Annotated in this window: 23 protein-coding genes and 1 other RNA gene; 6 read left to right on the top strand and 18 right to left on the bottom strand. The window is 55.1% G+C overall.

Annotated features, from left to right (window positions below; all coding sequences use genetic code 11):
• Positions 1-16: 16 nt before the first annotated feature.
• From gcvH to K6R05_RS03735, 6 genes are all read right to left on the bottom strand, one after another.
• Positions 17-403, bottom strand: a complete 387-nt coding sequence (gcvH, locus tag K6R05_RS03760) for a glycine cleavage system protein GcvH (protein WP_033733675.1) — start codon at positions 401-403, stop codon at positions 17-19.
• A gap of 23 nt (positions 404-426) precedes the next feature.
• A complete protein-coding gene (gcvT, locus tag K6R05_RS03755; protein ID WP_222925012.1) occupies positions 427-1,524 on the bottom strand; it encodes a glycine cleavage system aminomethyltransferase GcvT in 1,098 nt (365 codons plus the stop codon).
• A 432-nt stretch (positions 1,525-1,956) separates the two neighbouring features.
• On the bottom strand, positions 1,957-3,159 hold the full coding sequence (gene ubiI, locus K6R05_RS03750; RefSeq protein WP_161732608.1) for an FAD-dependent 2-octaprenylphenol hydroxylase: 1,203 nt from the start codon (positions 3,157-3,159) through the stop codon (positions 1,957-1,959).
• 13 nt (positions 3,160-3,172) lie between these two features.
• Complete coding sequence (ubiH, locus tag K6R05_RS03745) at positions 3,173-4,351, bottom strand: 2-octaprenyl-6-methoxyphenyl hydroxylase (RefSeq protein WP_222925011.1); 1,179 nt, start codon at positions 4,349-4,351, stop codon at positions 3,173-3,175.
• Positions 4,348-5,670 carry a Xaa-Pro aminopeptidase gene (gene pepP, locus K6R05_RS03740; protein WP_161732612.1) on the bottom strand — a complete coding sequence of 441 codons (1,323 nt, stop codon included), beginning with the start codon at positions 5,668-5,670 and terminating at the stop codon, positions 4,348-4,350. Before pepP ends, ubiH begins: the two co-directional genes overlap by 4 nt.
• 46 nt (positions 5,671-5,716) lie before the next feature.
• The gene (locus K6R05_RS03735; protein ID WP_022623836.1) at positions 5,717-6,295 is read right to left on the bottom strand and encodes a YecA/YgfB family protein; all 579 of its coding nucleotides are present in this window, start codon (positions 6,293-6,295) and stop codon (positions 5,717-5,719) included.
• Positions 6,296-6,465: 170 nt separating this feature from the next.
• Here K6R05_RS03735 and zapA point away from each other — a divergent pair, with 170 nt between their 5' ends.
• The 3 genes from zapA (at position 6,466) to K6R05_RS03720 (ending at position 7,717) form a co-directional block, all read left to right on the top strand.
• Positions 6,466-6,795, top strand: coding sequence for a cell division protein ZapA (gene zapA / locus K6R05_RS03730; RefSeq protein ID WP_008925677.1), 330 nt, complete (start codon positions 6,466-6,468; stop codon positions 6,793-6,795).
• A 39-nt stretch (positions 6,796-6,834) separates the two neighbouring features.
• Positions 6,835-7,017, top strand: a non-coding RNA gene (gene ssrS, locus K6R05_RS03725) — 6S RNA.
• 106 nt (positions 7,018-7,123) lie between these two features.
• Positions 7,124-7,717 (top strand): 5-formyltetrahydrofolate cyclo-ligase, encoded by a 594-nt coding sequence (locus tag K6R05_RS03720; protein ID WP_039389205.1) that lies wholly within the window; start codon positions 7,124-7,126, stop codon positions 7,715-7,717.
• Positions 7,718-8,061: 344 nt separating this feature from the next.
• On the opposite strand, the gene serA is transcribed toward K6R05_RS03720, so the two are convergent.
• A complete protein-coding gene (gene serA, locus K6R05_RS03715; RefSeq protein ID WP_161732614.1) occupies positions 8,062-9,300 on the bottom strand; it encodes a phosphoglycerate dehydrogenase in 1,239 nt (412 codons plus the stop codon).
• A gap of 279 nt (positions 9,301-9,579) precedes the next feature.
• Positions 9,580-10,239: a ribose-5-phosphate isomerase RpiA gene (gene rpiA, locus K6R05_RS03710; RefSeq protein WP_010248819.1), complete on the bottom strand. Its 660-nt coding sequence runs from the start codon at positions 10,237-10,239 to the stop codon at positions 9,580-9,582.
• Between the two features lie 182 nt (positions 10,240-10,421).
• Here rpiA and K6R05_RS03705 point away from each other — a divergent pair, with 182 nt between their 5' ends.
• Positions 10,422-11,327 (top strand): LysR family transcriptional regulator ArgP, encoded by a 906-nt coding sequence (locus K6R05_RS03705; protein ID WP_010248822.1) that lies wholly within the window; start codon positions 10,422-10,424, stop codon positions 11,325-11,327.
• 32 nt (positions 11,328-11,359) lie between these two features.
• Here the strand turns inward: K6R05_RS03705 and K6R05_RS03700 are convergent, their stop codons facing one another.
• The 7 genes from K6R05_RS03700 to tkt form a co-directional block, all read right to left on the bottom strand.
• Complete coding sequence (locus tag K6R05_RS03700) at positions 11,360-12,082, bottom strand: oxidative stress defense protein (RefSeq protein WP_150014177.1); 723 nt, start codon at positions 12,080-12,082, stop codon at positions 11,360-11,362.
• 143 nt (positions 12,083-12,225) lie between these two features.
• Positions 12,226-12,849, bottom strand: a complete 624-nt coding sequence (gene argO / locus K6R05_RS03695) for an arginine exporter ArgO (protein ID WP_222925010.1) — start codon at positions 12,847-12,849, stop codon at positions 12,226-12,228.
• Positions 12,850-12,973: 124 nt separating this feature from the next.
• Positions 12,974-13,855, bottom strand: coding sequence for a small-conductance mechanosensitive channel MscS (mscS, locus tag K6R05_RS03690; protein WP_161732618.1), 882 nt, complete (start codon positions 13,853-13,855; stop codon positions 12,974-12,976).
• Positions 13,856-14,047: 192 nt separating this feature from the next.
• Entirely contained in the window at positions 14,048-15,127 is a 1,080-nt protein-coding gene (gene fbaA, locus K6R05_RS03685; RefSeq protein ID WP_013358958.1) for a class II fructose-bisphosphate aldolase, read from the bottom strand.
• 104 nt (positions 15,128-15,231) lie between these two features.
• On the bottom strand, positions 15,232-16,395 hold the full coding sequence (pgk, locus tag K6R05_RS03680) for a phosphoglycerate kinase (RefSeq protein ID WP_222925009.1): 1,164 nt from the start codon (positions 16,393-16,395) through the stop codon (positions 15,232-15,234).
• A 51-nt stretch (positions 16,396-16,446) separates the two neighbouring features.
• A complete protein-coding gene (gene epd / locus K6R05_RS03675) occupies positions 16,447-17,466 on the bottom strand; it encodes an erythrose-4-phosphate dehydrogenase (protein WP_161732622.1) in 1,020 nt (339 codons plus the stop codon).
• A gap of 314 nt (positions 17,467-17,780) precedes the next feature.
• Positions 17,781-19,775, bottom strand: coding sequence for a transketolase (gene tkt, locus K6R05_RS03670; protein WP_222925008.1), 1,995 nt, complete (start codon positions 19,773-19,775; stop codon positions 17,781-17,783).
• Between the two features lie 271 nt (positions 19,776-20,046).
• Between tkt and loiP the strand changes: the two genes are divergently transcribed.
• The gene (gene loiP, locus K6R05_RS03665) at positions 20,047-20,802 is read left to right on the top strand and encodes a metalloprotease LoiP (RefSeq protein ID WP_161732626.1); all 756 of its coding nucleotides are present in this window, start codon (positions 20,047-20,049) and stop codon (positions 20,800-20,802) included.
• A 64-nt stretch (positions 20,803-20,866) separates the two neighbouring features.
• Here the strand turns inward: loiP and K6R05_RS03660 are convergent, their stop codons facing one another.
• The 3 genes from K6R05_RS03660 to speA form a co-directional block, all read right to left on the bottom strand.
• Complete coding sequence (locus K6R05_RS03660; protein WP_161732628.1) at positions 20,867-21,277, bottom strand: YidB family protein; 411 nt, start codon at positions 21,275-21,277, stop codon at positions 20,867-20,869.
• A 198-nt stretch (positions 21,278-21,475) separates the two neighbouring features.
• On the bottom strand, positions 21,476-22,396 hold the full coding sequence (speB, locus tag K6R05_RS03655) for an agmatinase (protein WP_161732630.1): 921 nt from the start codon (positions 22,394-22,396) through the stop codon (positions 21,476-21,478).
• Positions 22,397-22,566: 170 nt separating this feature from the next.
• The gene (gene speA / locus K6R05_RS03650) at positions 22,567-24,543 is read right to left on the bottom strand and encodes a biosynthetic arginine decarboxylase (RefSeq protein ID WP_161732632.1); all 1,977 of its coding nucleotides are present in this window, start codon (positions 24,541-24,543) and stop codon (positions 22,567-22,569) included.
• Positions 24,544-25,386: 843 nt separating this feature from the next.
• Between speA and metK the strand changes: the two genes are divergently transcribed.
• The gene (gene metK / locus K6R05_RS03645) at positions 25,387-26,538 is read left to right on the top strand and encodes a methionine adenosyltransferase (protein ID WP_010248851.1); all 1,152 of its coding nucleotides are present in this window, start codon (positions 25,387-25,389) and stop codon (positions 26,536-26,538) included.
• Positions 26,539-26,690: the final 152 nt, after the last annotated feature.

Here is a 26,690-nt window from a genome sequence, read left to right as displayed (position 1 = left end):
TGAGGCCGCCTGACGACTACTCGTCGATGGAGGCTTTGTAAGCATCCGCATCCAGCAGCGTGTCGATTTCAGACGCGTCGCTGGCTTTGATTTTGAATAACCAGCCGCCGTCATAAGGCTCGCTGTTGACCTGCTCCGGTGAGTCAGTCAGTGCTTCGTTGACCGCCACAATCTCACCGCTGATCGGCGCATAGATATCTGAAGCCGCTTTAACGGATTCTGCGACCGCGCACTCTTCACCAGCGGCAAACGTCGCGCCCACTTCCGGCAGATCGACAAACACCATGTCGCCCAGTAACTCCTGCGCATGTTCCGTAATTCCCACGGTGTAACTGCCATCGGCTTCTTTGCGCACCCATTCGTGGCTGTCGCGGTACTTCAACGTATTCGGCACATTGCTCATTGGCCATTTCTCCTGAATAAAATTTACTGGGCGACCGGCTTACCGGCGCGGACAAAAACGGGACGGGTAACCTGAACCGGCATCTGACGGTTACGGATCTCAACGATGGCAGTGCTGCCGATAGAGGCCGGAACACGCGCAAGGGCGATGCTGCAACCCAGCGTTGGTGAGAAAGAACCACTGGTAATGATCCCTTCCTGCAACTGCCCCTGGTCATCGGTGAAACGCACCGGCAGGCCGTTACGCAGCACCCCTTTTTCTGTGAGGATCAGTCCCACCAGCTTTTCGGTGCCGCGTTCACGCTGCAGTTCCAGCGCTTCCCGGCCGATAAAATCGCGGTCAGCGGGTTCCCAGCAGATGGTCCATCCCATGTTGGCGGCCAGCGGTGAAACGCCTTCATCCATCTCCTGACCATAAAGATTCATACCCGCCTCCAGACGCAGCGTGTCGCGCGCGCCAAGGCCAGCAGGTTTTACGCCTGCGGCCAGCAGACGCTGCCAGAAATCGGCCGCCTCCTCTGCAGGCATAGCAATCTCATAGCCCGCTTCGCCGGTATAACCGGTCGTGGCGATAAACAGGTCACCTGACTGCACGCCGAAAAACGGCTTCATGCCAGCGACAGCCTGACGCTGTTCTTCGCTGAACAGCGTCTGTGCTTTCTGCTGCGCCTGCGGCCCCTGCACGGCAATCAGCGCCAGGTCATCACGTTCGGTAAGCGTAATGCCATAGCCCTCTGCGTGTTGGATGATCCAGGCGAGGTCCTTCTCACGGGTGGCAGAGTTCACCACCAGTCTGAAGAACGTTTCGCTCATAAAGTAAACAATCAAATCATCAATGACGCCACCCGATGCATTCAGCATGCCGGTGTAGAGCGCTTTACCCGGCTGCGTCAGTTTTGCCACATCATTTGCCAGCAGGTAGCGCAGGAATTCGCGGGTCCGCTGACCTGTCAGGTCAACAATGGTCATGTGAGAGACATCAAACATACCGGCATCGCTGCGCACCAGATGATGTTCATCCATCTGGGAGCCATAGTGCAGCGGCATCATCCAGCCATGAAAATCCACCATGCGGGCACCGCAGGCCTGATGCTGTTCAAACAGAGGTGTTTGCTGAGTCATAACCATCCTGTGCAGAAGCGGTTGAGTGCAAAAGTGCGCCGGAATTCAGTGCCGACGCAAACGTTCTCTTAGGGCTGACGTTACCACCGAATCTGACGATTAACCATAAGCAAACTGGGGTCGAAAGCAGATGCACAGCCTAACCAGGAACGACCACCAACAGGATAAAAAACTGCAATTTTGTGATTAATCGCGCAATAAATTCAGTGATTATAAATATACGCAGCAAATTTATGCGAGATGGCATTCAGGATGTTAAAAAAATCCCGCAGCTCGCCAGGAGATGAATGAGAAAAAGTAATGCGAATTCAGCCGCAAAATTAGAATAAATCAAACGAAGATCCCTGATGGTGCAGCGTTGCCTTTTGGTGGTGCAGAGGGGTTCAGATATAAAAAAAGCCAGCAGATGCTGGCTTATCAGGAGGCGTGGATTTAGCGTAGCCAGGCGGGCAAATCATTCAGGCCCATCGCCTGCTTCAGCATCATCGGTTTTACCCCTGGCAGGCGATCCGCCAGCTTCAGACCCACGTCGCGCAGCAGTTTCTTCGCCGGATTATTACCAGCGAACATCTCACGGAAGCCCTGCATTCCTGCCAGCATCATGGCGGCACTGTGTTTACGGCTGCGCTCGTAGCGACGCAGATAGAGGTGCTGACCAATATCTTTGCCCTGCTGATGCAGACGCCGAATCTCACCAATCAATTCGGCGGCATCCATAAAGCCAAGGTTAACGCCCTGACCCGCCAGTGGATGAATGGTGTGGGCCGCATCGCCCACCAGTGCCAGACGGTGTGCCGCAAAGTTGCGGGCATAGCGTGCCACCAGCGGAAACGACTTACGCTCGCTCTCCAGCTGGCACAGGCCGAGGCGCATATCAAACGCCACCGAGAGCTGCTGATTGAATAGCGCTTCCGGCATAGTTTCCAGACGACTCGCTTCCTGCGGCGAGAGGGACCAGACGATAGAGCTCAGATGCGGATCCTGCATTGGCAGGAAAGCCAGAATGCCGTCGCCGTGGAACACCTGGCGCGCCACCATGTCATGCGGCTTCTCAGTGCGGACGTTAGCCACTAATGCATGGTGATCGTAATCCCAGAAGGTCAGCGGAATATCGGCTTTATTACGCAGCCAGGAATTGGCACCGTCGGCGGCAATCATTAATCGCGCGCTTAACATGCTGCCATCCTGCAGGGTAATAAAGGCTTCGTTGTCGCCAAATGCCACCTGCTGTAACTGCGAGGGTGCCATCAGCGTTACGTCACTGCAGGCACTGGCGCGTTGCCAGAGCGCGTTATGGATCACCGGGTTTTCGATGATATGGCCCAGATGCGACAGGCCCTGGTGCTGATCATCAAAGGCGATGGCACCGAAACTATCCTTATCCCACACTTCCATGCCGTGATAAGCGCTGGCACGCAGCGAGAGAATGGTCGACCAGACATCCAGCTTCTGCAACAGCCGTTCACTGGCGGCGTTGATCGCCGACACGCGAATGGACGGTGATGCACTCATCGCCAGCGGTGGCTCCGGTGATTTTTCCAGGACGGCGATGCGCAGTCCGCTGCCCTGCAAGCCGCAGGCCACCGCCAGTCCCACCATACCGCCACCGGCAATCACCACATCAAAAGTTTGCATCTGAGCCTCTTTATTAACGCTTAACCCAGCCAAGCGTACGCTTAGCCAGTTGATTTCGTAGCCACGGCAGATGATCCATCGCCAGCAGGCCCAGGTTGCGACCGGCTACCATCGGGCCATAGCGATTCGCAAAGACGCGAACCAGCCCGTCGGTAATACCGATAGTCGCGGCGCGATCGGGCTGACGACGCTGCTGGTAATGGTTAAGCACTGCATAACTGCCGGGGTCCTGCTGCTGGCGATGGGCGGCGGCCAGGGTTTCAGCCAGCGACATCACATCACGCAGGCCAAGATTGAAGCCCTGACCAGCAATCGGATGCAACGTCTGCGCCGCATTGCCCACCACCGCCACGCGATGCGTCACGGGCGACATCGCCCGGTGCAGCGCCAGCGGGTAATATTCACGCTGACCGGTGTGGGTGAATTTGCCCAGGCGCCAGCCAAAGGCACGCTGCAACTGGCTGAGAAATTCAGCCTCGCTCCACGCCTCAATCTGTTCACGCTGCGACAGCGGATGACACCAGACCAGCGACAGACGGTTGCCGGACATCGGCAGCAGCGCCAGCGGGCCATGTTGGGTGAAACGCTCGAATGCCCGGCCCTGATGAGGCAGCGCAGTGGTGACATTGGCAATCACGGCGAGTTGTTGATAGTCGTCCCGTTGCCACTGGATACCGCACGAGGCGGCCAGCGCAGAGCGCGTGCCATCCGCCGCCACCAGCAGTTTGCCACTGAGTTGCTCGCCACTGTCCAGCGTCACCTCCACCTGCTGCTCGCTGCGTTGGGCATGCGCAACGCGCGCCGGACAGCGCAGCGTCACGCCTGGCGCTTTTTTCAGTTCCGCAAACAGCCGCTGACCGACGTCAAACAGTTCAACCACCTGTCCCAGCGCCGGAATAGCGTAATCCGCCGCTGCCAGCGACACAAAGCCAGCGTGCCCGCGGTCGGAGACATGGATGTCGGTAATCGGGGTGGCACAGCTGGCGATGCGCTGCCACAGATTGATGTCCGCCAGCTGCTGGCAGGTGCCGGCAGAGAGCGCAATCGCGCGGCCATCGAAACCGGGGTGCGCCCGACTGCCCGGCTCACTGCTTTCAATCAGCGTCACCGGCAGGGTACCCTGAGTGAGATGGGAGAGCGCCAGCGCCAGTGTCGCCCCGGTCATGCCGCCGCCGGCAATCAGAATCGTCATGCCTGTTTTGCCGCCGCCATCAGTGCTTCAATCTCATCCGCCTCTTTCACGACGCTGTCGGTAAGATTTTCAATACCATCTTCAGTGATCACAATGTCATCTTCGATTCGGATACCGATGCCGCGATACTGTGCGGGCACATCCGCATCCGGGGCGATATAAAGGCCCGGCTCAATGGTTAACACCATGCCCGGCTCCAATACGCGGTCGCGGCTCGGGGTACCATAGTGACCGACATCATGAACATCCAGCCCCAGCCAGTGCCCCAGGCCATGCATGTAAAACTGGCGATGTGCTTCTTCAGCGATCAGGGTATCAACGTCGCCTTCAAGGATGCCCAGATCAACCAGGCCCGTCACCATAATGCGCACCACTTCATCATTCACTTCACGAATGCTGATGCCGGGCCGGAACAGCTCAAGCGATCGGTTCAGCGAAGCCAGTACGATGTCATAAATCGCGCGCTGCGCCGGGCTGAATTTGCCATTAACCGGGAAGGTGCGGGTGATATCGCCAGCGTAGCCGTAGAATTCACAGCCTGCATCGATCAGCACCAGATCGCCGTCGCGCATTTCACTTTCATTTTCGGTGTAGTGCAGAATGCAGCCGTTCTCACCAGCACCCACAATGGTGTTATAGGAGGGAAAACGCGCGCCGTGACGGGTAAACTCGTGAAGAATTTCCCCTTCCAGCTGATACTCGAACATGCCTGGCTGGCAGGTTTGCATGGCACGGGTATGCGCCAGTGCGCTGATTATCCCGGCGCGACGTAACAACTCAATTTCATCCGCATCTTTAAACAGACGCATCTCATGCACCCACGGACGCCAGTCAGTGACGGTGGCAGGCGCGCTGAGATTCTGGCGGAAACCGCGACGCAGCTTGTCCAGCGCGCTGAACACCAGCGTATCCGCATGGGCATATTCGCCCTGCGCATGATAAATGACGTCAAGGCCATTCAGCAGCAGGTGCAGCTGTTCGCCGATATCGCTCCAGGGGAGGGCACGATCGACGCCCAGTTTTTCGGGAGCCGCCTCCTGGCCCAGCCGACGGCCAGACCAGACTTCCGCTGCCGGGTCGCGAACGCGGTTAAACAGCACGCTGTGGTTGTGATTTTCATCGCTTTTGATCAGTACCAGCAGTGCCTGCGGCTCGTTAAAGCCGGTGAAATAGCTGAAGTCGCTGCTCTGACGAAACGGATATTCCGTGTCATTACTGCGCGTCACTTCGGGCGCAGCAAAAATCAGCGCTGCGCTGCCAGGCGCCATCTTTGCCAGCAGCGCCTGACGACGCTGCAGGTATCGTTCCAGTGAAATCATCTCTGCACTCCCTGTAAACTGACCGGTTAAACGCGTTGACCTGAAATTAGTGTAGCGTCGGTTTTTGCACTTCTGGCGCAGTAGGCTGTGGACGGGTAAACGTATCGTGGCACAGCAGTGCGGCGACACGTACATACTCAATCACCTCTTCCAGCGACTGCTCCAGCTCCTCCTGGTCTTCATCTTCTTCGTAACCGAGCTGGGCGATAGTACGCAGATCGTCGATTGCTTCGCCGGTTTCGCCGGTGACCTTATCCAGTTTAGGCTGTGTTACGCCCAGGCCGAGCAGAAAATGGTTAACCCAGCCCGCCAGCGCGTCGGCACGGTCAAATACGGTGATGTCGTCGTCAGCAGGCAGCAGTAGCTGAAACAGGAAGCCTTCATCTTCCAGCGTAGTCGCCGTATGCTCGTGTAGCTCCGCCAGCGGCACGGCAAGAGTGTGTGAAAACGCCATGCCTTCGTTAGCCAGATCGTGTACCAGCGTCTTCCAACTGGTGTCCTGGTTACCACCGCAGAGGATCCCGCTCAACAGGCCATGCATTTCCGCGGGCGTCATTCCAACACCCTGCTGTGAGAGCACCGCCGCGAGCGCGTTGTAATCGGGGGTTGCGTTCTGTAAGGACATAAGTTTTCATCGTCGTTGGCAGAATAAGTTCGTGTTATGCTACCACTAGCTGCCTCAAGGTTTCCAGAAAAGGGGTTGTATCTTATTTCGTGGGTCTATATAGTTGCCCGCCTCCCAAGCCATTGACTGCTAAGGGAGTTGCGAGCGAAGTAATCAGTCAGGAAGGTGGCATGTCTGCACAACCGGTAGATTTACAAATTTTTGGTCGTTCGTTGAGAGTAAATTGTCCGCCAGAGCAGCAAGATGCGCTCAATAGCGCGGCTGAAGATCTCAATCAACGGTTGCAAGATCTAAAAGTTCGCACTAGAGTCACCAATACAGAACAACTGGTGTTCATCGCAGCGTTAAACGTCTGCCACGAGCTGGCGCAAGAGAAAGTGAAAACGCGCGATTATGCTGCTAATATGGAACAACGTATCCGTATGTTGCAGCAGACGATTGAACAGGCATTAGTTGAGCAGGGTCGCATCTCTGAGCGTGAGGGTGCGAAATTCGAATAAAACTTCATGGTTGCTATACTTAAGTAACGGTGAGGTAAATCTTCTCTGAGATGTTTGCATGTGGGCCAGTCCCCTGAGCCGATATTTCGAAAAAACAGAATGTGACGCTCGTAACCTGTGTGCATGCTCGGTTCGTCCGAGAAGCCTGATGGTTATGACGGCATGTTCACCTTGAACCAAGGGTTCAAGGGTTACAGCCTACGGCGGCATCTCGGAGATCTCTCTTCCTGTAGTCCTGCTTTTTCCCCTGACTGACATGTTATAGTCGCTCAACAGCGACTTATCCGGCGGGGAAATCATGTCTGAACCTTCCATGTCTGAACCTTCCATGTCTGAACCTTCAATGACCCAGCGTCAGGCGATTCGCCAGCATGTGCGACATCTGCGACGGGCACTCACCGATGAGCAGCAAACGCAGGCCGCTGAGCAGCTCGCTGAACATGCGCTCAACTACGCCCCGGTGACTGAAGCGCGCAATATCGCCCTTTTTCTGTCGGTGGATGGCGAACTGAATACCCGTCCGCTGATTGCCCGCCTCTGGCATCTGAAGAAAACGGTCTGTCTGCCGGTTTTACACCCCTTCTCCCCCGGTAATTTGTTGTTTCTGCGCTACTCGCCCGATACCCCATTGCTCAAAAATAAGCTGCGCATTCCTGAACCGCCGCTGGATATCCGGCAGTTGATCACCCTTGACCAACTGGATCTGATGATGGTGCCGCTGGTGGCATTTGATCAGCATGGACAGCGTCTGGGGATGGGCGGCGGCTTCTACGATCGTACCCTGCAGAACTGGCGGCAGCACGGTTTTTTGCCGGTGGGCCTGGCACACGATTGTCAGCAGGTCGATAGCCTGCCGGTGGCAGAATGGGATGTGCCTTTGCCGGCGGTAATGACGCCATCAAAACTCTGGCAGTGGGAGTAGATGCGTCGCTTTTGCAGACAAGTGAAAACCCATACCTGGGCGCATCTGGCAGCAATGGAAAAGCTTAACGCGCAGGGAACATGGTCAGAAGAGGAAAGCGTCCCGCGCAAGGGACAAAAACGCCGGGAGCGTTTTTGAACAACGCAAAGCGTTGGCCCGTTTACGGGCGCACCTCAGGGATGAGGTGCCTAATCGCGCGGGCCGGGCATGCCAGGGATGGCGGATTTTGCGTCTTTCCGATCTGACCGTGTTCTCTTCGCAGTCTCGATCTTACAGTAAATCGCGACAGCCTGTATTACCTACCTGAAGAGACGCGACTAAGCGCCTGTTCAGGTTGGTAGCGCTTAGTAGAGCAGACGCGCGCGGATAGTACCCGGAATCGCCTTCATCAGCTGCAGCGCGTTCTCGGCCACTTCCGGCTCTGCATCAATGTCGATCACCACATAGCCCATGAACGGTGAAGTTTGCAGATACTGGGCGGCGATGTTGATACCCTGCTCGGCAAAAATCTGGTTGATGGCCGTCAGCACGCCAGGACGGTTCTCATGGATATGCAGCAGACGACTGGCGCTGATACCGTGAATCGGCAGTGATACTTCCGGGAAGTTGACCGCTGAGAGAGTCGAGCCGTTATCGGAATATTTTGCCAGCTTGCCCGCCACTTCAATCCCGATATTCTCCTGCGCTTCTTCTGTCGATCCGCCAATGTGCGGCGTCAGGATCACATTGTCGAACTCACTCAATGGAGAGATAAACGGCTCGCTGTTGGTGGCTGGCTCGGTCGGGAAGACGTCGATGGCTGCACCACCCACATGCTTGCTGGCCAGGGCATCACACAGCGCGGGAATATCCACGACTGTACCGCGTGAGGCGTTAATCAGCAGCGCACCGGGTTTCATCTGCGCCAGTTGCTCTGCACCGATCATATCCTGTGTAGAGGCCGTTTCCGGCACGTGCAGGCTGACAACGTCGCTCATGTTGAGCAGGTCTGCAAGATGGCGTACCTGCGTGGCATTACCCAGCGGCAGCTTGTTTTCAATGTCGTAGAAGAAAACATGCATGCCCAGACTTTCTGCCAGCACGCCCAGCTGCATACCGATATGACCGTAACCGATGATGCCCAGCTTTTTGCCACGCGCTTCAAATGAGCCTTTGGCAATCTTATTCCAGATGCCACGGTGTGCTTTCGCGTTTGCTTCCGGGATGCCACGCAGCATCAGCAGCATCTCACCAATGACCAGCTCCGCCACCGAGCGGGTATTCGAGAAAGGCGCATTGAACACCGGGATACCCCGGCGGGCAGCCGCCTGCAGATCAACCTGGTTGGTGCCGATACAGAAACAGCCCACGGCGACCAGCTTTTCAGCCGCCGCAAAAATCTCTTCAGTGAGCTGGGAGCGGGAACGGATACCAATGAAGTGCGCATCGCGGATCGATGCTTTTAACGCGTCGGAGTCCAGTGCGCCCTTGTGGAATTCGATGTTGGTATAGCCTGCAGCCCGCAGGTTTTCCAGCGCGCTCTGATGGACACCTTCCACCAGCAGGAACTTAATCTTATCTTTTTCCAGTGATACCTTTGCCATTTCCCGATCCTATTCAGCATTCAATGAGGACTACCATAAGCCAGCCTTCTGTCAAAATATCAAAAAAATCGCGTCCGGCAATACAAACGATTGCCCGCCAGCCAGCATGGCAATGGCTGGCAGCAGCACATTGCCGGACAAAATCATGAGGTCAGCGATGAAGAGAGAACGAACCTACTGTCGATGACGGTTATGTGACATAAGTCACCAAATTTCACCGACGCGAGAAAAGATGATTTGCAGGCAGAAATAACCGGCGCCTTTACAGCGCCAGACAGATCATTTTTTGATGGTTTTCACGCCATCAGGACCGCCGATCAATGCGATATCGGCACCGCGCGCGGCAAAAAGGCCAACGGTCACGACGCCAGGCAAAGCATTGATGGTTTTTTCCAGCTCAATCGGATCGAGAATGCGGAGATTATGCACATCAAGAATAATGTTGCCGTTATCCGTGACCACGTTCTGACGATACTCAGGTAAGCCACCCATTTTCACCAGCTGACGCGCCACGTAACTGCGCGCCATCGGAATCACTTCGACCGGCAGAGGGAAACGCCCCAGCACATCGACCTCTTTTGAGGCGTCAGCGATGCAGATAAACGTCTCTGCCACCGCGGCCACGATCTTTTCGCGCGTCAGCGCTGCGCCACCGCCTTTGATCATCTGCATCTGTGGGTTGATCTCATCCGCGCCATCAACGTATACCGACAGCAGGTCAATCTCGTTCAGATCAAACACCTGAATACCCAGGCTCTTCAGCTTCTGGGTTGAGGCATCCGAGCTGGAGACAGCACCTTCAATCTGATGCCTGACTGTGGCCAGCGCATCAATAAAGTGGGCAGCGGTGGATCCGGTGCCTACGCCAACAACGGTGCCCGGCTGCACGTACTCAAGTGCAGCCCAGCCAACGGCTTTTTTCAGTTCATCCTGGGTCATGGTATGTTTAAAACCTGTGCGACAACGAAGTGCGCGTAGTATAAAACAAGGCTTGCTGAAAATGCTCGGCTGTCCGACGTGGATTTATCGCTTTGGAAGCCAGCCCACAAAAAATAAGAGAGCCATCACAGGTGACACTTTTGTGGCATAGTGACGTCCACCCTGAAGGAGAGAGAAGAAGAATGAAACGCCCGGATTATCGAACGCTTCAGGCGCTGGATTCAGTGATCCGCGAACGCGGCTTTGAGCGTGCCGCACAAAAGTTATGTATCACCCAGTCGGCGGTTTCACAGCGTATCAAGCAGCTGGAGAACCTGTTTGGTCAGCCGCTGCTGGTACGTACCGTGCCACCGCGTCCGACTGAACAGGGGCAAAAACTGCTGGCGTTGCTGCATCAGGTAGAATTGCTGGAAGAGGAGTGGCTGGGCGACGAGAACAGTGGCACCACGCCGCTGCTGCTGTCGCTGGCGGTCAATGCCGACAGTCTGGCGACCTGGCTGCTGCCCGCACTGAAAGATGTACTGGCGGATTCACCTGTGCGTCTGAATCTGCAGGTCGAAGATGAAACCCGCACTCAGGAGCGTCTGCGTCGGGGTGAAGTGGTGGGTGCGGTGAGTATTCAGCCGCAGCCACTGCCAAGTTGCCTGGTGGATCAGCTCGGTGCGCTCGACTATCTGTTTGTGGCGTCACGCGACTTTGCCGATCGCTTCTTCCCAAACGGCGTCACCCGCTCTGCCCTGCTGAAAGCGCCTGCGGTAGCGTTTGACCATCTTGATGATATGCATCAGGCCTTCCTGCAGCAGAACTTTGATCTCTCACCGGGCAGCGTGCCCTGTCACATTGTGAACTCCTCTGAAGCTTTTGTGCAGATGGCGCGACAGGGTTCGACCTGCTGTATGATCCCACATCTTCAGATTGAGCGTGAGCTGGCAAGCGGTGAGTTAATCGATTTGACGCCGGGTCTGTGTCAGCGGCGGATGCTCTACTGGCATCGGTTTGCGCCGGAAAGCCGGTTAATGCGTCGGGTGACCGATGCGCTGATTGCGCATGGACATCGGGTGCTGCGGCAGGATGACGTGGCAGCCTGAAAACAAAAACGGGGCATCAGCCCCGTTTTGCATTATGGCGTGTTGGGCTTGAGCTCAAACACCACATCCACCTGATCGTCAAAGTTGATGCTCTGCTGATCATAGGTTTCCTGCGCCGACGTATCCGCCGCGGCAGCCGCTTTATACATGCGGTTCATTGGCATCGGCTGATAGTTGGCAACCTGATAACGAATGCTGTAGATGGATCCCAGCTTCGCGTTGAAGCCTTCAGCCAGCTGTGATGCCTGCTGAGTCGCGTTTTTAATCGCGGCTTTACGCGCCTGCTCTTTGTAACTTTCCGGGTTTGCCACGCCTAACTCGACGCTGCGTACCTCATTCAGACCGGACTTCAGCGCCCCGTCCAGCAGATCGTTCAGCTTATCCAGCTGACGCAGGGTGACCTGTACCTGACGCACCGCGCGGTAGCCTTTCAGTACCGATTTACCCTCTTTGGTGTAATCGTACTCAGGCTGTGTGCTCAGGTTAGCTGCATCGATATCTTTCTTCTCAATGCCGTTTTTCTGCAGAAAATCGAAATATTGCGCAACCCGGCTATCCGCCTGCTTTTTCGCATCTGCGGCATCTTTAGACGACACGTTCACCACGATAGAGAGCGTCGCAATATCGGGACGGGCATCGACCGTTGCCTTGCCTGAGGTCACCACGTGCGGTCCGTTCGGTAACTCATCAGCGTATACGCCAGGCAATGCCCCGGCGCTCATGATTGCGGCCAGAGCCAATGCTTTCAGTTTCATGAAAGTCCTCCTTGAAAAGGTACTATGACGGCTTCCAACCGGCGAAGCCCAACAGCGCATCGGTATGCGCCATGCTTTGAGTGGTCATTATGGCAAAAGTTCGGCCTCCGCGCGGCAATAACCGCACCGGATCGACGTTGGGATCAAAATCCGGCAATGCCCTGGCGCGCCAGTTGCAGGGCGATAAACCACATCACCGCGCCCACCAGCAGGTTAATGATGCGCTGGGCTTTGGCGGTGCGCAGGCGTGGTGACAGCCAGGCGGCCAGCAGCGCCAGACTAAAGAACCACAGGATCGACGCACTGATGGTGCCCAGCGCAAACCACTGACGCGCGGTGGTGGTCGGCAACTGACCGCCAAGACTGCCCAGCACCACAAAGGTATCGAGATAGACGTGCGGATTGAGCCAGGTCACTGCCAGCAGCGTCGCGATAATGCGTCCCCTGCTCTGCTTTAATGGCTCACCATCCGACAGATCGGCGTCGCCGCGAAAAGCGTTACGCAATGCGCCCCAGCCATACCACAACAGAAAGGCTACACCCGCCCAGGTGATCACCATCAGCAGCAGTGGAGACTGGCTCAGCAAGGCGCTGCCGCCAAAGATCCCACCGCAGATCAGCAGAATATCACTCAGCGAGCAGAGGGCTGCCGTCATCAGATGATACTGACGCTTTACCCCCTGATTCATCACAAAAGCGTTCTGCGGGCCCAGCGGCAGAATCAGCGCGGCGCCAAGGGCAAGCCCCTGAAAATAGAGAGATAACACAGGATTATTTCCTCACATCGTTAGAGGAGGAGAAGTATAAAGAGAGAGGATGATTAGCGGAAATTGAAAGAATTAATCTGCGATTAGCAAAATGAATGGGCGACAGAAGCCGCCCACTGAAAGATTACTGTGGCTGAGTCTCTGGCGTAGTTGCGTCTGACTGTCTGACACGGTGCAGATGCACATCCATCTGCGGATAAGGAATACCAATCCCTTTGCCATCCAGCGCACGCTTAAAGTTCTTCAGCAGGTCCCAGTAGACGTCCTGCAGATCGCCGCTGTTGCTCCAGCAGCGCACCACAAAGTTCATGGAGGAAGCGGCCAGCTCATTCAGACCAACCTGCACGCCTTTATCCTGCAATACACGACTGTCAGCGTCGACCACTTCACGCAACAGCGTCAGAACCTCATCAACATCAGCATCGTAAGAGACGCCAATGATAAATTCATTACGGCGAACCGGCTCACGCGAGAAGTTAACGATGTTTCCGGCAAGAATTTTACCGTTAGGCACCACCACTCGCTTGCCGTCGGCTGATTTGAGCGTGGTGGAGAAGATCTGCACGTTCATTACCGTACCCATGATCCCACCCAGATCAACGAACTCACCGGCACGGAAGTGACGGAAAATCACCAGCAGTACGCCCGCAGCAAGGTTTGACAGGGAGTCTTTTAATGCCAGACCGACAGCCAGACCGGCTGCACCAAGGATGGCGATGACCGAGGTTGTCTGGACACCAATGCGCCCAAGTGCCGCGATAAGCGTGAAGGCGATAATACCGTAGCGCACCAGCGCCGACAGAAAATCAGCAACAGTCGTATCAATATGACGCGCGCGCAGCAGACGATTAACGGTGTTAGAGATGATGCGTGCAATCATCATCCCCACAAAGATAATCGCAATAGCTGCGACAATGTTTACCGCATAGCTAATCAGCAGCTCCTGATTGCGTACTATCCAGTTACCCGCGTTGTTGAGCTCATCAAACATACCCGTATCCTGCATGGAACCATCCTGTAATCAAATTTCCCGGGGAAATAACAACACATTGTCAGAACCGCTCTGACAATCCCTGACAAAAGGGTAAACAATAAATGGCGGTGTGCCAAACCTGCATGGCTTTTGACACAAACCTGACAAAAAAAGGTCAAAAAAAAGGCCCTTTCGGGCCTTTTTTGTACGATAACTGTATGTCAGTTACAGCACGTCGACAGCGTTCAGCTCTTTGAAAGCCTGCTCCAGACGCACGACCATAGAGGCCTGGGCAGAACGCAGCCAGACGCGTGGGTCGTAGTATTTTTTGTTTGGCTTGTCGTCGCCTTCCGGGTTACCCAGCTGCGACTGCAGATAGCCTTCGTTCTTTTTGTAGTACTGCAGGATGCCGTCCCAGGTTGCCCACTGGGTGTCGGTATCGATGTTCATCTTGATCACGCCGTAGCTGATAGACTCTTCAATTTCTGCAGCTGAAGAACCTGAACCGCCGTGGAAAACGAAGTCCAGCGCGTTGTGCGGCAGGCCATGTTTTTCACACACATATTTCTGCGAATCACGCAGAATGGTTGGGGTCAGTTTCACGTTACCTGGTTTGTAAACGCCGTGCACATTACCGAATGAGGCCGCAATGGTGAAGCGCGGGCTAATCGCATGCAGTTTTTCGTACGCGTAGTTCACATCTTCTGGCTGGGTGTAGAGCGCAGATGCGTCCATGTGGCTGTTATCCACGCCATCTTCTTCACCACCGGTGCAGCCCAGTTCGATTTCCAGCGTCATGTCCAGTTTCGCCATGCGCGCCAGGTATTTGCTGCTGATCTCGATGTTCTCTTCCAGAGACTCTTCTGACAGATCGATCATATGAGAAGAGAACAGTGGTTTACCGTTTTTCTGGAAATACTCTTCACCTGCGTCCAGCAGACCGTCGATCCATGGCAGCAGTTTCTTGGCACAGTGGTCAGTGTGCAGGATAACCGGCACACCATACTGCTCAGCCATCAGGTGAACATGGTGTGCACCCGCGATAGCGCCGAAAATGGCCGCGCCCTGTGGTTTATCAGTCTTGAAGCCTTTACCCGCGATAAATGCAGCACCGCCGTTAGAGAACTGGATAATGATTGGCGCTTTAACTTTCGCAGCGGCTTCCAGTGCGGCATTGATAGAGTCGGTGCCGACGCAGTTTACGGCTGGCAGTGCGAATTTGTTCTCTTTCGCAACTTTGAAGATCTTCTGTACGTCATCACCAGTGACAACGCCGGGTTTTACGAAATCAAAAATTTTAGACATGATTGTGTCCTGTTTCGTGACCGTTGTTCCCCTTGAGGAACGTCGATTTAAACGCCCAGACGGGCAAGACTTCAGGCGATGCCACGGGCATCGCCCCCAAAGGATTACTGCTTAGCACGCTCTTCCAGCATAGCAACTGCAGGCAGTTTTTTGCCTTCCACGAACTCAAGGAACGCGCCGCCGCCGGTAGAGATGTAGGAAATTTTGTCTTCAATGCCGAACAGGTCGATAGCCGCTAAGGTATCGCCGCCGCCAGCAACAGAGAAGGCATCGCTGTCTGCAATGGCGTTAGCCAAGATCTCGGTGCCTTTACGGAAGTTAGGGAACTCAAATACGCCCACCGGGCCGTTCCACAGGATGGTTTTAGCATCCTTCAGGATAGCAGCCATTGCCTGTGCAGTTTCGTCACCGAAGTCCATAATCTCTTCGTTATCCGCCACTTCCGAAACCTTTTTCACGGTCGCTGGCGCAGTTTCAGAGAATTCTGTGCCGACGCGTGAGTCAGTCGGAACCGGGATGCCGTGCTGATCGCGCAGGCCTTTGGCTGCTTCAACGAAGTCGGGTTCATAGAGTGATTTACCGACTTTGTTGTCGATAGCGACGAAGGTGTTCGCGATGCCGCCGCCCACAATCACGGTGTCCGCGATTTTGACCAGAGACTGCAGCACGTCAAATTTGGTAGAGACTTTAGAACCGCCAACGACAGCCACCAGCGGACGCTCCGGGTTGCTCATGACTTTACCCAGCGCTTCCAGTTCCGCAGAGAGCAGCGGGCCAGCACAGGCGATAGGGGCAAATTTGCCGACGCCGTGGGTAGACGCCTGCGCACGGTGCGCAGTACCAAAGGCGTCCATCACAAATACGTCGCACAGCGCAGCATATTTTTTAGACAGCGCTTCGTCGTCTTTCTTTTCGCCTTTGTTAAAGCGAACGTTTTCCAGCACCACCAGTTCGCCAGCGCCGACTTCAACACCATCGAGGTAATCTTTTGCCAGGGTCACATTGGTGCCGCTCAGCTTCTCTTTCAGGTAGTTAACTACCGGCAGCAGCGAGAACTCTTCGTTGTACTCACCTTCGGTCGGACGACCCAGGTGGGAGGTAACCATTACTTTCGCGCCCTGTTTCAACGCCGCTTCAATGGTTGGCAGAGAAGCACGGATACGTGCATCAGACGTCACTTTACCTTCTTTAACTGGTACGTTCAGATCGGCACGGATCAGAACGCGTTTGCCAGCCAGATCCAGATCGGTCATCTTAATTACAGACATGGTGAACCCTCTCGTTGATTCTCATAAGTTTTGCCAGACGCAAACCGCGTCTTACCTGAAACCGCTTGCGGCCATCGCTAACGTCGTGTCGAGCATTCGGTTAGCAAAGCCCCATTCGTTGTCACACCAGACCAGGGTCTTGATAAGGTGTTGACCGCTGACCCGCGTTTGTGTTCCATCCACAATGGCACTGTGCGGATCATGGTTAAAATCTACTGAGACTAACGGTAATTCCGTATAGTCAACTATACCACGAAATGCCCCTTCTGCCGCGCTCCGCAACAGGGTGTTAACATCACACGCTGTCACCGCGTTATGCACAGAAACGCTGAGATCAATGGCCGTCACGTTAATCGTCGGGACGCGAACGGCTATTGCCTCAAAGCGATCGTTGAATTTCGGAAAAATACGGGTAATGCCGGCCGCCAGACGCGTATCCACTGGAATGATCGACTGACTGGCTGCGCGTGTGCGGCGCAGATCGCTGTGATAGGCGTCGATCACCTGCTGATCGTGCATCGCCGAGTGGATCGTAGTGACGGTACCGGATTCGATTCCAAACGCATCATCCAGCAGCTTAATCACCGGAATAATGCAGTTCGTCGTACAGGAGGCGTTGGAAACGATGCGGTCGCTGGCGGTCAGTGCCTGCTGGTTAACGCCATACACCACCGTGGCGTCGAGATCGTTGCCACCGGGATGAGAGAACAGCACTTTTTTAGCGCCCGCCTGCAGATGCGCTTCGCCATCAGCCCGCGAGCCATAGACGCCGGTGCAGTCCAGCACCACATCCACGTCGAGTTCACGCCAGGGCAAATCGGTAATGTCTGCACGGTGCAAAATACGCAGGGTATCCCCCCCCACCCACATCACATCGCGCTCCTGACGGACATCGAAAGCAAAACGGCCATGGCTGGTATCGTATTTCAGCAGGTGTGCCATACCGGTGGCTTCTGCCAGCTCGTTAATGGCGACCACAGTGATCTCTGCGCGTCGGCCCGTTTCATAGAGCGCGCGCAGGACGTTGCGTCCAATCCGGCCAAAACCATTTATCGCTACCCGTACCGTCATTTCTCTCCTGCCACGTCAGACTGAAAAAAACGTGCCGTTAGCCTGAGCGTTTCACTGCATTTTGTACAGGAGATTCTTACCCGGCATTGTCCGAAATCAGGGCGGTCTGCACGGCAACTGAAACGGTTCAGCCACAATAATAGAAGGAAGGAATAACAGGAATGATTGTGATCAATCTGACTGCTTAAATTTGGATCTGCGTCACAAATTCGAGCCATTGTCAGTTATTACTGGAGGAATAATAAATAAGAGGGATGAAAATTTCGTCCCTCTTATTTCGCTGCCAGACGGGAACAGACCCGCCCGGGCGGTTTTTACGCCAGCAGCGCCTTCGCTTTCGCGACCACGTTGTCAACGGTGAAGCCAAACAGTTCAAACAGCTGATCCGCAGGTGCAGATTCGCCGAAGCTGGTCATACCCACGATAGCGCCGTTCAGGCCAGTATATTTGAACCAGTAATCCGCAATGCCCGCTTCGATAGCGACGCGCGCGCTGATCGCTTTCGGCAGTACAGATTCGCGGTATTCATCGCTCTGCTTGTCGAAAGCATCCGTTGACGGCATAGAGACCACGCGCACTTTGCGGCCTTCGCTGGTGAGTTTGTCCCATGCACCGACAGCCAGTTCAACTTCTGAACCGGTGGCGATCAGGATCAGCTCAGGTGTGCCGTCGCAATCTTTCAGCACATAACCGCCACGTGCCACGTTAGCCAGCTGCGCAGCATCACGTTCCTGCTGCGCCAGGTTCTGACGAGAGAAAATCAGTGCCGTCGGGCCATCTTTACGCTCAATGGCATATTTCCACGCCACGGCAGATTCAACTTGGTCACAGGGACGCCACAGGCTCATGTTTGGTGTGGTACGCAGGCTCGCCATCTGCTCAACCGGCTGATGCGTCGGGCCATCTTCGCCCAGACCGATAGAGTCGTGGGTGTAGACCATGATCTGACGGATCTTCATCAGTGCCGCCATACGCGCTGCATTACGCGCATATTCAACGAACATCAGGAAGGTCGCGGTGTACGGCAGGAAGCCGCCATGCAGCGCCAGGCCATTAGCGATAGCGGTCATACCGAACTCGCGCACGCCGTAATGGATGTAGTTACCCGCTGCATCTTCGTTGATTGGCTTGGAGCCAGACCAGATAGTCAGGTTGCTCGGTGCCAGGTCGGCTGAGCCGCCCAGGTATTCCGGCAGAATTTTACCGAAAGCTTCGATAGCGTTCTGTGAGGCTTTACGGCTGGCGATCTTCGCCGGGTTCGCCTGCAGCTGCTCAACGAACTTCTGTGACTCTTCCTGCCAGTTAGCAGGCAGTTCGTTGCTGACGCGACGTTTGAACTCGGCAGCCAGTTCAGGATGCGCCTGCGCATACGCAGCGAATTTCTCATCCCATGCAGACTCTTTTGCCTGTCCCGCTTCTTTCGCGTCCCACTCTGCATAGATGTCAGAAGGAATAACGAATGGTGCGTGGTTCCAGCCCAGCTGTTTGCGGGTCAGAGCCACTTCATCATCACCCAGCGGTGCGCCGTGTGAATCATGCGTACCTGCTTTGTTGGGTGAACCAAAGCCGATAACGGTTTTGCACATCAGCAGTGAAGGCTTGTCGCTGACGCTTTTCGCTTCGTCGATCGCTTTAGCAATCGCATCCGCATCGTGACCATCAACGCCGCGCACCACGTGCCAGCCGTACGCTTCAAAGCGCTTCGCGGTGTCATCGGTGAACCAGCCATCAATGTGACCGTCGATAGAGATGCCGTTGTCATCATAGAACGCAACCAGTTTGCCCAGCTTCAGCGTACCCGCCAGCGAGCAGACTTCGTGCGAGATACCTTCCATCATGCAGCCATCACCCATGAAGACATAGGTGTTGTGGTCTACGATGTCATGACCCGGACGGTTGAACTGTGCGGCCAGCGTGCGCTCTGCAATGGCGAAGCCGACTGCGTTTGCGATGCCCTGCCCCAGCGGGCCGGTAGTGGTTTCAACGCCCACTGTGTAGCCATATTCCGGATGACCTGGAGTTTTTGAGTGCAGTTGGCGGAAGTTTTCCAGTTCACTCAGTGGCAGATCGTAGCCGGTCAGGTGCAGCAGGCTGTAGATCAGCATGGAGCCGTGGCCGTTAGAGAGGACGAAACGGTCGCGGTCGGCCCACAGCGGGTTGGTTGGGTTGTGGTTCAGGTAGCCGCGCCAGAGTACTTCAGCGATGTCCGCCATGCCCATTGGGGCACCCGGATGTCCCGATTTCGCTTTCTGTACTGCATCCATACTTAACGCACGAATGGCGTTGGCAAGCTCTTTACGAGAGGGCATTTTCTACTCCAGGTCGGATTAATGCTTCGCGCCTTAACCCATTGTTATTAATGAGTTAGTGGGCAAAACAAGGAAAAAGTTGCCCATCAATGTACATGAAAGTCGGGGCAAAAGTACATGCTGTAAAACGCTAAATGTAACCGCTTCGTATGGCTTTTCCGGCCAACTCTGCTAGCAAAGTGCAGACTGGCACGCTATAACCAAATCGTTTATTCACCTGAGTGAGTTTCAGGTGTTTGTTTTTCTTACCTTGTTATGAATGGGATAGAGCATGAAAATCCAGAAAACGGTGTTAGCGCTTGGGCTGGCAACGCTGCTCAGCGGCTGTCAGGGTTTAGACAATAATGCGCTGATGCAGTCGGGCGCGCAGGCGTATCAGGCTTATTCCCTGAGCGACGATCAGGTTAAGCAGCTCAGTGATAAATCCTGTGAGCAGATGGACAAAGATAATCAGGTTGCGCCTGCAGGCAGTGAGTATCAGCAGCGCCTGAACAAGATCGCCGCCGCGCTGGGCGACAACATCAACGGCGTTCCGGCGAACTACAAGGTTTATCAGACCAAAGATGTCAACGCCTGGGCAATGGCAAACGGCTGTATCCGCGTTTACAGCGGCCTGATGGATATGATGACCGATAATGAAGTGGAAGGCGTCCTGGGCCATGAGATGGGTCACGTGGCGTTAGGTCATACGCGCAAGGCAATGCAGCTGGCGTATGCCACGACCGCAGCCCGCACGGCAGCGGCCTCCGTGGGCGGCGTGATTGGTTCACTGTCGCAGTCGCAGCTGGGTGAAATGGGTGAAAAACTGGTGAATGCGCAGTTCTCACAGACGCAGGAATCGCAGGCGGATGACTACTCTTACGATTTGATGAAGAAGCGCAATATCAATCCGGAAGGCCTGGTGACCAGCTTTGAGAAACTGGCGAAACTGGAACAGGGACGTCAGAGTTCGATGTTTGACTCGCACCCTGCTTCTGAAGCGCGCGCCGGGCACATCCGTGAGCGTATTGCCGCTGACGCGAAGTAATAGAGACGTCAGGCGCATGTACGGTGCATGCGCCTGTAAGGCGTATCAGGTCAACATCACTGACCTAACGCTTGAATATCTGATCCACCATCGAACCTAAATCGAGTTTGTTCTCGTGCAGCGATGCTTCATCCATGTGCCCCTGAGGTGACATCTTATCGATCAGCTGCGGCAGAATAACCGCCAGCGTGCCTGCGGCGCCCTTCACGTCGGTTCCCAGCTTATCTGCCAGTGACTGCAGTTCCGCCTCACCAAACGCTGTGTGGATGTCGCTGTGTTCTACCGGCTGATTCGTCCCGGTGCCGATCCACGAACCAAATACCTCACCCAGCCCGCCCTGCTGGAATTTTTGCAGCAGCACTTCGATGCCGCCCTGCTCCTGTACCCAGTGCCAGACCGCCTGCAACTGTCCGGGCAGATGCCCGTCACTCTGGTTGCCCTGCAGCGCTCCCGCCAGTTCATCCAGAAAGCCCATAATTGCCTCCACGTTGAGAATTGATATCCGTCAGTTTAGTTGCTGATGCGCGGTTACGCCTGATGTGCGTGCGCTATCAAAGGGGGACAAGCTGAAGGCGAAAAGCGGATGGGCAGAGTTGTTGGCATTGCGCCGCCTCACTTAGCGGCGCAATGCCAGCCAGGCAAACCCGGCAGGCTTCTCTTATCAGAGACGGAATTAGCCTTTGTTCGCAGCCTGAACATGCAGCATATCCAGCGCCAGCGTCGCCGCCGCCAGTGCAGTCAGATCCGCATGATCGTAACCCGGTGCCACTTCTACCAGATCCATGCCAACAATGTTCATGCCCTGAAGGCCACGAATCAGCTTGGTCGCTTTATCAGTGGTCAGGCCGCCAATGACCGGTGTGCCGGTGCCAGGCGCATGGGCCGGGTCCAGACAGTCGATATCGAAGGTCAGATAAACAGGCAGATCGCCGACGGTGCGTTTTACTTCGGCGAGGATATCGTCAACGCTGCGGTCATTGACCTGTGCCGCATCCAGCACGTTGAAGCCCAGGCTCTTGTCGAACTCGGTACGGATACCAATCTGCACGGAATGCTGTGGATCAATCAGGCCTTCTTTCGGCGCGGTAAAGAACATGGTGCCGTGGTCAAAGGTCGGGCCGTTGGAGTAGGTGTCGGTATGGGCATCAAAATGCACCAGCGCCATCTTGCCGAAGTGTTTTGCATGAGCGCGCAGCAGGGGCAGCGTGACGTAGTGGTCACCGCCAAAGGTCATCATGCGCTTGCCATTGGCCAGCAGTTTTTCAGCATGGGCCTGTAACTTGTCTGAGAGATCCTGCGAGTCGCCGAAGGCGTAAACCAAATCGCCACAGTCGACGACGTTCAGACGCTGACGCAGATCGAAATCCCACGGCCAGCGGCAGCCTTCCCAGGCCAGATTAGTAGAGATCTGGCGGATTGCGCCCGGACCGAGGCGGCTGCCCGGACGACCAGAAGTGGCGGCATCAAACGGCACGCCGGTGATAACCCACTCGGCGTCGCTGTCGTAAGGCTGGAAATTCAGCGGAAAACGCATGAAGCCAAAGGCGTTAGAAACCAGGGAGTTGTCGTACTGATTGCCAAGCGTGTTATACATAATTGCTCTCTCTATGTGCGTAAGTCGGGCCAGGCCCGCAAGCCATTAAGGTTGAGATGAAAAAAATCCCCTCCGCGTCGTTAGGCCCGACGAGGAAGGGATTGAGTGGTTCAGATTATCGACATAGTTAACGGCAACTGCAATATGCGATTACGGGCTGCCGGGGCCGGTTACTCATCTTCCAAATAGGTGTATCCGTAGAGGCCGCTCTCAAACTCTTCCAGGAACTGCGCGCGCAGCTCGTCGTCAAGATCGGACGCCTGCACCTGATTGCGGAACAGCGCCATCAGCTCGTTAGGATCCAGCTGCACGTAACGCAGCATATCAGCCACGGTGTCGCCTTCATCAGAAAGCTGCACTTCTACTTCGCCATTTTCGCGCGCGTAAACATCCACCGCCTCGGTGTCACCGAACAGGTTGTGCATGTTGCCCAGGATTTCCTGATAAGCACCCACCATAAAGAAGCCCAGCATCGGCGGGTTATCAACATCATATTGCGGCATCGGCATAGTGGTGGCGATACCGTCGCCATCGACGTAGTGATCGATGGTGCCATCAGAGTCACAGGTGATGTCGAGCAACACGGCGCGGCGCTCTGGTTTCTTGTTCAGCCCTTCCAGCGGCAGGACCGGGAACAGCTGATCGATACCCCATGCATCCGGCATTGACTGGAACAGCGAGAAGTTAACGTAGATCTTATCCGCCATCCGCTCCTGCAGTTCGTCAATGATCGGACGGTGCGCACGGTTGCTGGGATCAAGATGCTGCTGAATGTAGTGACAGATGCTCAGATAGAGCTGCTCAGCCCATGAACGCTGTTTGAGATCGTAAGTGCCGGACGCATAGCCTGTGTGAATATCAGACAGATCCATCTGGCTGTCATGCAGCCATTCACGCAGCGAACGACGGGTGTCCGGCTCGTGCATCTCCTGCCAGGTTTCCCACATGCTGAGGATCGGGCGCGGCGCATCCGCATCCGGCGTTTCGGGTTCGCTGAACTCGTTACGCTCCACACCGATGATGTTGGAGACCAGCACCGTATGGTGCGCGGTCACGGCACGACCGGACTCAGTGATCACCGTCGGATGGTCCAGACCGTGCTCATCACAGGCAGCGCCAATCGCCCAGATCACATTGTTAGCGTACTCATTCAGGCCATAGTTGACCGAGCAGTCAGACTGCGAGCGTGTGCCTTCGTAATCGACGCCCAGACCGCCGCCGACGTCGAAACATTTGATGTTGACGCCCAGCTTCGCCAGTTCGACGTAGAAGCGCGCCGACTCGCGCACACCGGTGGCGATGTCGCGGATGTTGGACATCTGCGAACCCAGATGGAAGTGCAGCAGCTGCAGGCTGTCGATGCGACCTGCTTCACGCATGATCTCAACCAGCTTCAGCACCTGGGTCGCGGACAGACCAAACTTCGACTTTTCGCCGCCGCTCGACTGCCATTTACCGGAGCCCTGTGAAGCCAGACGCGCACGGATACCGAGACGCGGCACCACATTCAGACGCTCCGCTTCTTCCAGCACCAACCGTACTTCTGTCATCTTCTCAAGCACCAGATAGACCTTGTGGCCCATCTTCTCGCCGATCAGCGCCAGACGAATATATTCACGGTCTTTATAGCCGTTACAGACGATCACCGAGCGGGTCTGTCCGGCGTGCGCCAGCACCGCCATCAGCTCTGCTTTGGAACCTGCTTCCAGCCCAAGCGGCTCGCCACAGTGGATCAGCGACTCAATCACGCGTTTATGCTGGTTAACTTTAATCGGGTAAACCAGGAAGTAGTCGCCCTTGTAACCGTAGGATTCACGTGCACGTTTAAAGGCGGCGTTAATCGAACGCAGACGATGCTGCAGGATCTGCGGGAAGCAGAATAAGGCAGGCAGACGCTGACCCTGGGCTTCGCGCTCTTTCACCAGGCGGGCTAAATCGACGCGCACATCCGGACGATCCGGATCGGGGCAGACACTGATGTGGCCCAGTTCGTTAACGTCGTAATAGTTGTTGCCCCACCAGGCGATGTTGTACGTACGCAACATTTTGCTCGCATCCTGATCGTTCATTGCAACCTCCTGCATGGAGCGGAGTGTACCCTGTTCGCCAGCTGACGAACCTTTGATATTCTTCATGTCGTCAGACATCGCGAACCTCAATTTTCCGTTGAAAGATAGAACTGTTAACCGGCTTTATGGCCGCTAATCTGAAAACCTGTTGCCACATTAAATGCACTGTCCTGTTCACCTGACATCGCCGTCAGCGCGATTCACGCATGAGAGTTAAGTGTAAAACACCCTGGCCATCTCCGTTGAAACAGAGAACATTTAACCGATCACTATTGACCATGGATAATCTGTGTCGTTCCGCTGCGCGGGCGCAGAGAAGAGACAAAATCGCTTGAGCAGAGATAAAGATTAGCCGGCGCCTGTGTCGGTAAAATTACCGCATCGGACGTTGTGTCGGCAGAAAAGAGAAACAGATGGGAAGCGGGAGAGAGCCAGCGCCACGCCGCAGCGCAGAGAACCGGAAAGAGAAAAAGCGTGGTTCATTACTTGTATCACCTCCGCATATGCCAGGGGCACATGGAAAACAACCTGGGTGAAAGCCAGATCAGAGTCCGACAGGCGCGACGCAAAGAGTAGCGTCATTCTTGCTGCTGCTCTCGAAGCAGCGGCGTTTTATACCGTTTACGGCTCTAAAATGCAAAAAGATTATCCGGGAATTGCGTGAAGTGTCAGCAAATTATGTCGATAACGCTAACAGGTTAAATGCTGAAACAGAAAAAGGGCTGGTAATTGGTTTCCCCTCTATCCTAAAATAGCCATCCAGATGGTTTTCCATCTAAACAGGTTACTATCCAGGCGGTGTTGGCCCGCTGTGCTGACACAACCTCACTGCTCGCGGCTTTGCCTGAAGGGGCGTCAGGTCAGACAACCTCACTGGCGCTATGCAGTCGTACTCAAACCATATTTAAGGTAAAGAACAGAATGGCTAAACACCTTTTTACGTCCGAGTCCGTATCAGAAGGACATCCCGATAAAATCGCCGACCAGATCTCCGATGCTGTGCTGGATGCAATCCTTGAACAGGATCCGAAAGCGCGCGTGGCCTGCGAAACTTACGTTAAAACCGGTATGGTGCTGGTTGGCGGTGAAATCACCACCAGCGCCTGGGTCGATATCGAAGAGATCACCCGTAAAACCGTACGTGAAATCGGCTATGTTCATTCCGATATGGGCTTTGATGCCAACTCCTGTGCGGTATTAAGCGCGATTGGTAAACAGTCTCAGGATATCAATCAGGGCGTTGACCGTACCGATCCACTGGAACAGGGCGCGGGCGACCAGGGCCTGATGTTCGGCTATGCCACCAACGAAACAGATGTGCTGATGCCTGCGCCGGTGACCTATGCGCACCGTCTGGTGCAGCGTCAGGCTGAAGTGCGTAAAAACGGCACATTGCCGTGGCTGCGTCCGGATGCCAAGAGCCAGGTCACTTTCCAGTATGACGATGGCAAAATCGTCGGCATCGATGCCGTCGTGCTCTCTACCCAGCACGCAGAATCCATCAGCCAGAAAGATTTGCAGGAAGCGGTGATGGAAGAGATCATCAAGCCGGTTCTGCCAGCAGAATGGCTGAGCGCCTCAACCAAATATCACATCAACCCAACCGGTCGCTTTGTGATCGGCGGCCCGATGGGCGATTGCGGTCTGACCGGTCGTAAAATCATTGTGGACACCTACGGCGGCATGGCGCGTCACGGTGGCGGTGCGTTCTCGGGTAAAGATCCGTCAAAAGTTGACCGCTCTGCAGCCTATGCAGCGCGTTACGTGGCGAAAAACATCGTGGCTGCCGGTCTGGCTGACCGTTGTGAAATCCAGGTCTCCTACGCTATCGGCGTGGCTGAACCGACCTCCATCATGGTGGAAACTTTCGGCACTGAGAAAATCTCTACCGAACAGCTGACGCTGCTGGTACGTGAGTTCTTCGACCTGCGTCCATATGGTCTGATTCAGATGTTGGATCTGCTGCACCCAATCTATAAAGAGACCGCCGCTTACGGTCACTTTGGTCGCGAACATTTCCCGTGGGAAAAAACCGACAAAGCAGCCCTGCTGCGTGAAGCAGCTGGCCTGTAAGATCAGCGACTGCTAATAAAACCCTGCCCCTGCGGCGGGGTTTTTTATCGCCTTTTCAGCCCCACAGCTGACCAGAGAATTTTTTCTCACGCACGCAGACTGAACGCCATATTCGCGCAGTTCCCGGCGACCTTCAGACGTTATAAAAATAA

Source organism: Pantoea alfalfae, from assembly GCF_019880205.1.
Taxonomy (GTDB): Bacteria; Pseudomonadota; Gammaproteobacteria; order Enterobacterales; family Enterobacteriaceae; genus Pantoea; species Pantoea alfalfae.
This window is presented reverse-complemented; position numbering and strand designations above follow the sequence as displayed.

Excerpts from the sequence above, each read along its gene's own strand:
- pepP (WP_161732612.1), bottom strand. The coding sequence starts at position 5,670 with ATGATTTCACTGGAACGATACCTGCAGCGTCGTCAGGCGCTGCTGGCA.
- epd (WP_161732622.1), bottom strand. The coding sequence starts at position 17,466 with ATGACGGTACGGGTAGCGATAAATGGTTTTGGCCGGATTGGACGCAAC.
- pgk (WP_222925009.1), bottom strand. The coding sequence starts at position 16,395 with ATGTCTGTAATTAAGATGACCGATCTGGATCTGGCTGGCAAACGCGTT.
- rpiA (WP_010248819.1), bottom strand. The coding sequence starts at position 10,239 with ATGACCCAGGATGAACTGAAAAAAGCCGTTGGCTGGGCTGCACTTGAG.
- mscS (WP_161732618.1), bottom strand. The coding sequence starts at position 13,855 with ATGCAGGATACGGGTATGTTTGATGAGCTCAACAACGCGGGTAACTGG.
- tkt (WP_222925008.1), bottom strand. The coding sequence starts at position 19,775 with ATGCCCTCTCGTAAAGAGCTTGCCAACGCCATTCGTGCGTTAAGTATG.
- speB (WP_161732630.1), bottom strand. The coding sequence starts at position 22,396 with ATGTATAACACGCTTGGCAATCAGTACGACAACTCCCTGGTTTCTAAC.
- K6R05_RS03735 (WP_022623836.1), bottom strand. The coding sequence starts at position 6,295 with ATGTCCTTACAGAACGCAACCCCCGATTACAACGCGCTCGCGGCGGTG.
- K6R05_RS03705 (WP_010248822.1), top strand. The coding sequence starts at position 10,422 with ATGAAACGCCCGGATTATCGAACGCTTCAGGCGCTGGATTCAGTGATC.
- K6R05_RS03660 (WP_161732628.1), bottom strand. The coding sequence starts at position 21,277 with ATGGGCTTTCTGGATGAACTGGCGGGAGCGCTGCAGGGCAACCAGAGT.
- speA (WP_161732632.1), bottom strand. The coding sequence starts at position 24,543 with ATGTCTGACGACATGAAGAATATCAAAGGTTCGTCAGCTGGCGAACAG.
- serA (WP_161732614.1), bottom strand. The coding sequence starts at position 9,300 with ATGGCAAAGGTATCACTGGAAAAAGATAAGATTAAGTTCCTGCTGGTG.
- K6R05_RS03720 (WP_039389205.1), top strand. The coding sequence starts at position 7,124 with ATGTCTGAACCTTCAATGACCCAGCGTCAGGCGATTCGCCAGCATGTG.
- fbaA (WP_013358958.1), bottom strand. The coding sequence starts at position 15,127 with ATGTCTAAAATTTTTGATTTCGTAAAACCCGGCGTTGTCACTGGTGAT.
- zapA (WP_008925677.1), top strand. The coding sequence starts at position 6,466 with ATGTCTGCACAACCGGTAGATTTACAAATTTTTGGTCGTTCGTTGAGA.
- ubiH (WP_222925011.1), bottom strand. The coding sequence starts at position 4,351 with ATGACGATTCTGATTGCCGGCGGCGGCATGACCGGGGCGACACTGGCG.
- gcvH (WP_033733675.1), bottom strand. The coding sequence starts at position 403 with ATGAGCAATGTGCCGAATACGTTGAAGTACCGCGACAGCCACGAATGG.
- metK (WP_010248851.1), top strand. The coding sequence starts at position 25,387 with ATGGCTAAACACCTTTTTACGTCCGAGTCCGTATCAGAAGGACATCCC.
- gcvT (WP_222925012.1), bottom strand. The coding sequence starts at position 1,524 with ATGACTCAGCAAACACCTCTGTTTGAACAGCATCAGGCCTGCGGTGCC.
- K6R05_RS03700 (WP_150014177.1), bottom strand. The coding sequence starts at position 12,082 with ATGAAACTGAAAGCATTGGCTCTGGCCGCAATCATGAGCGCCGGGGCA.
- loiP (WP_161732626.1), top strand. The coding sequence starts at position 20,047 with ATGAAAATCCAGAAAACGGTGTTAGCGCTTGGGCTGGCAACGCTGCTC.
- ubiI (WP_161732608.1), bottom strand. The coding sequence starts at position 3,159 with ATGCAAACTTTTGATGTGGTGATTGCCGGTGGCGGTATGGTGGGACTG.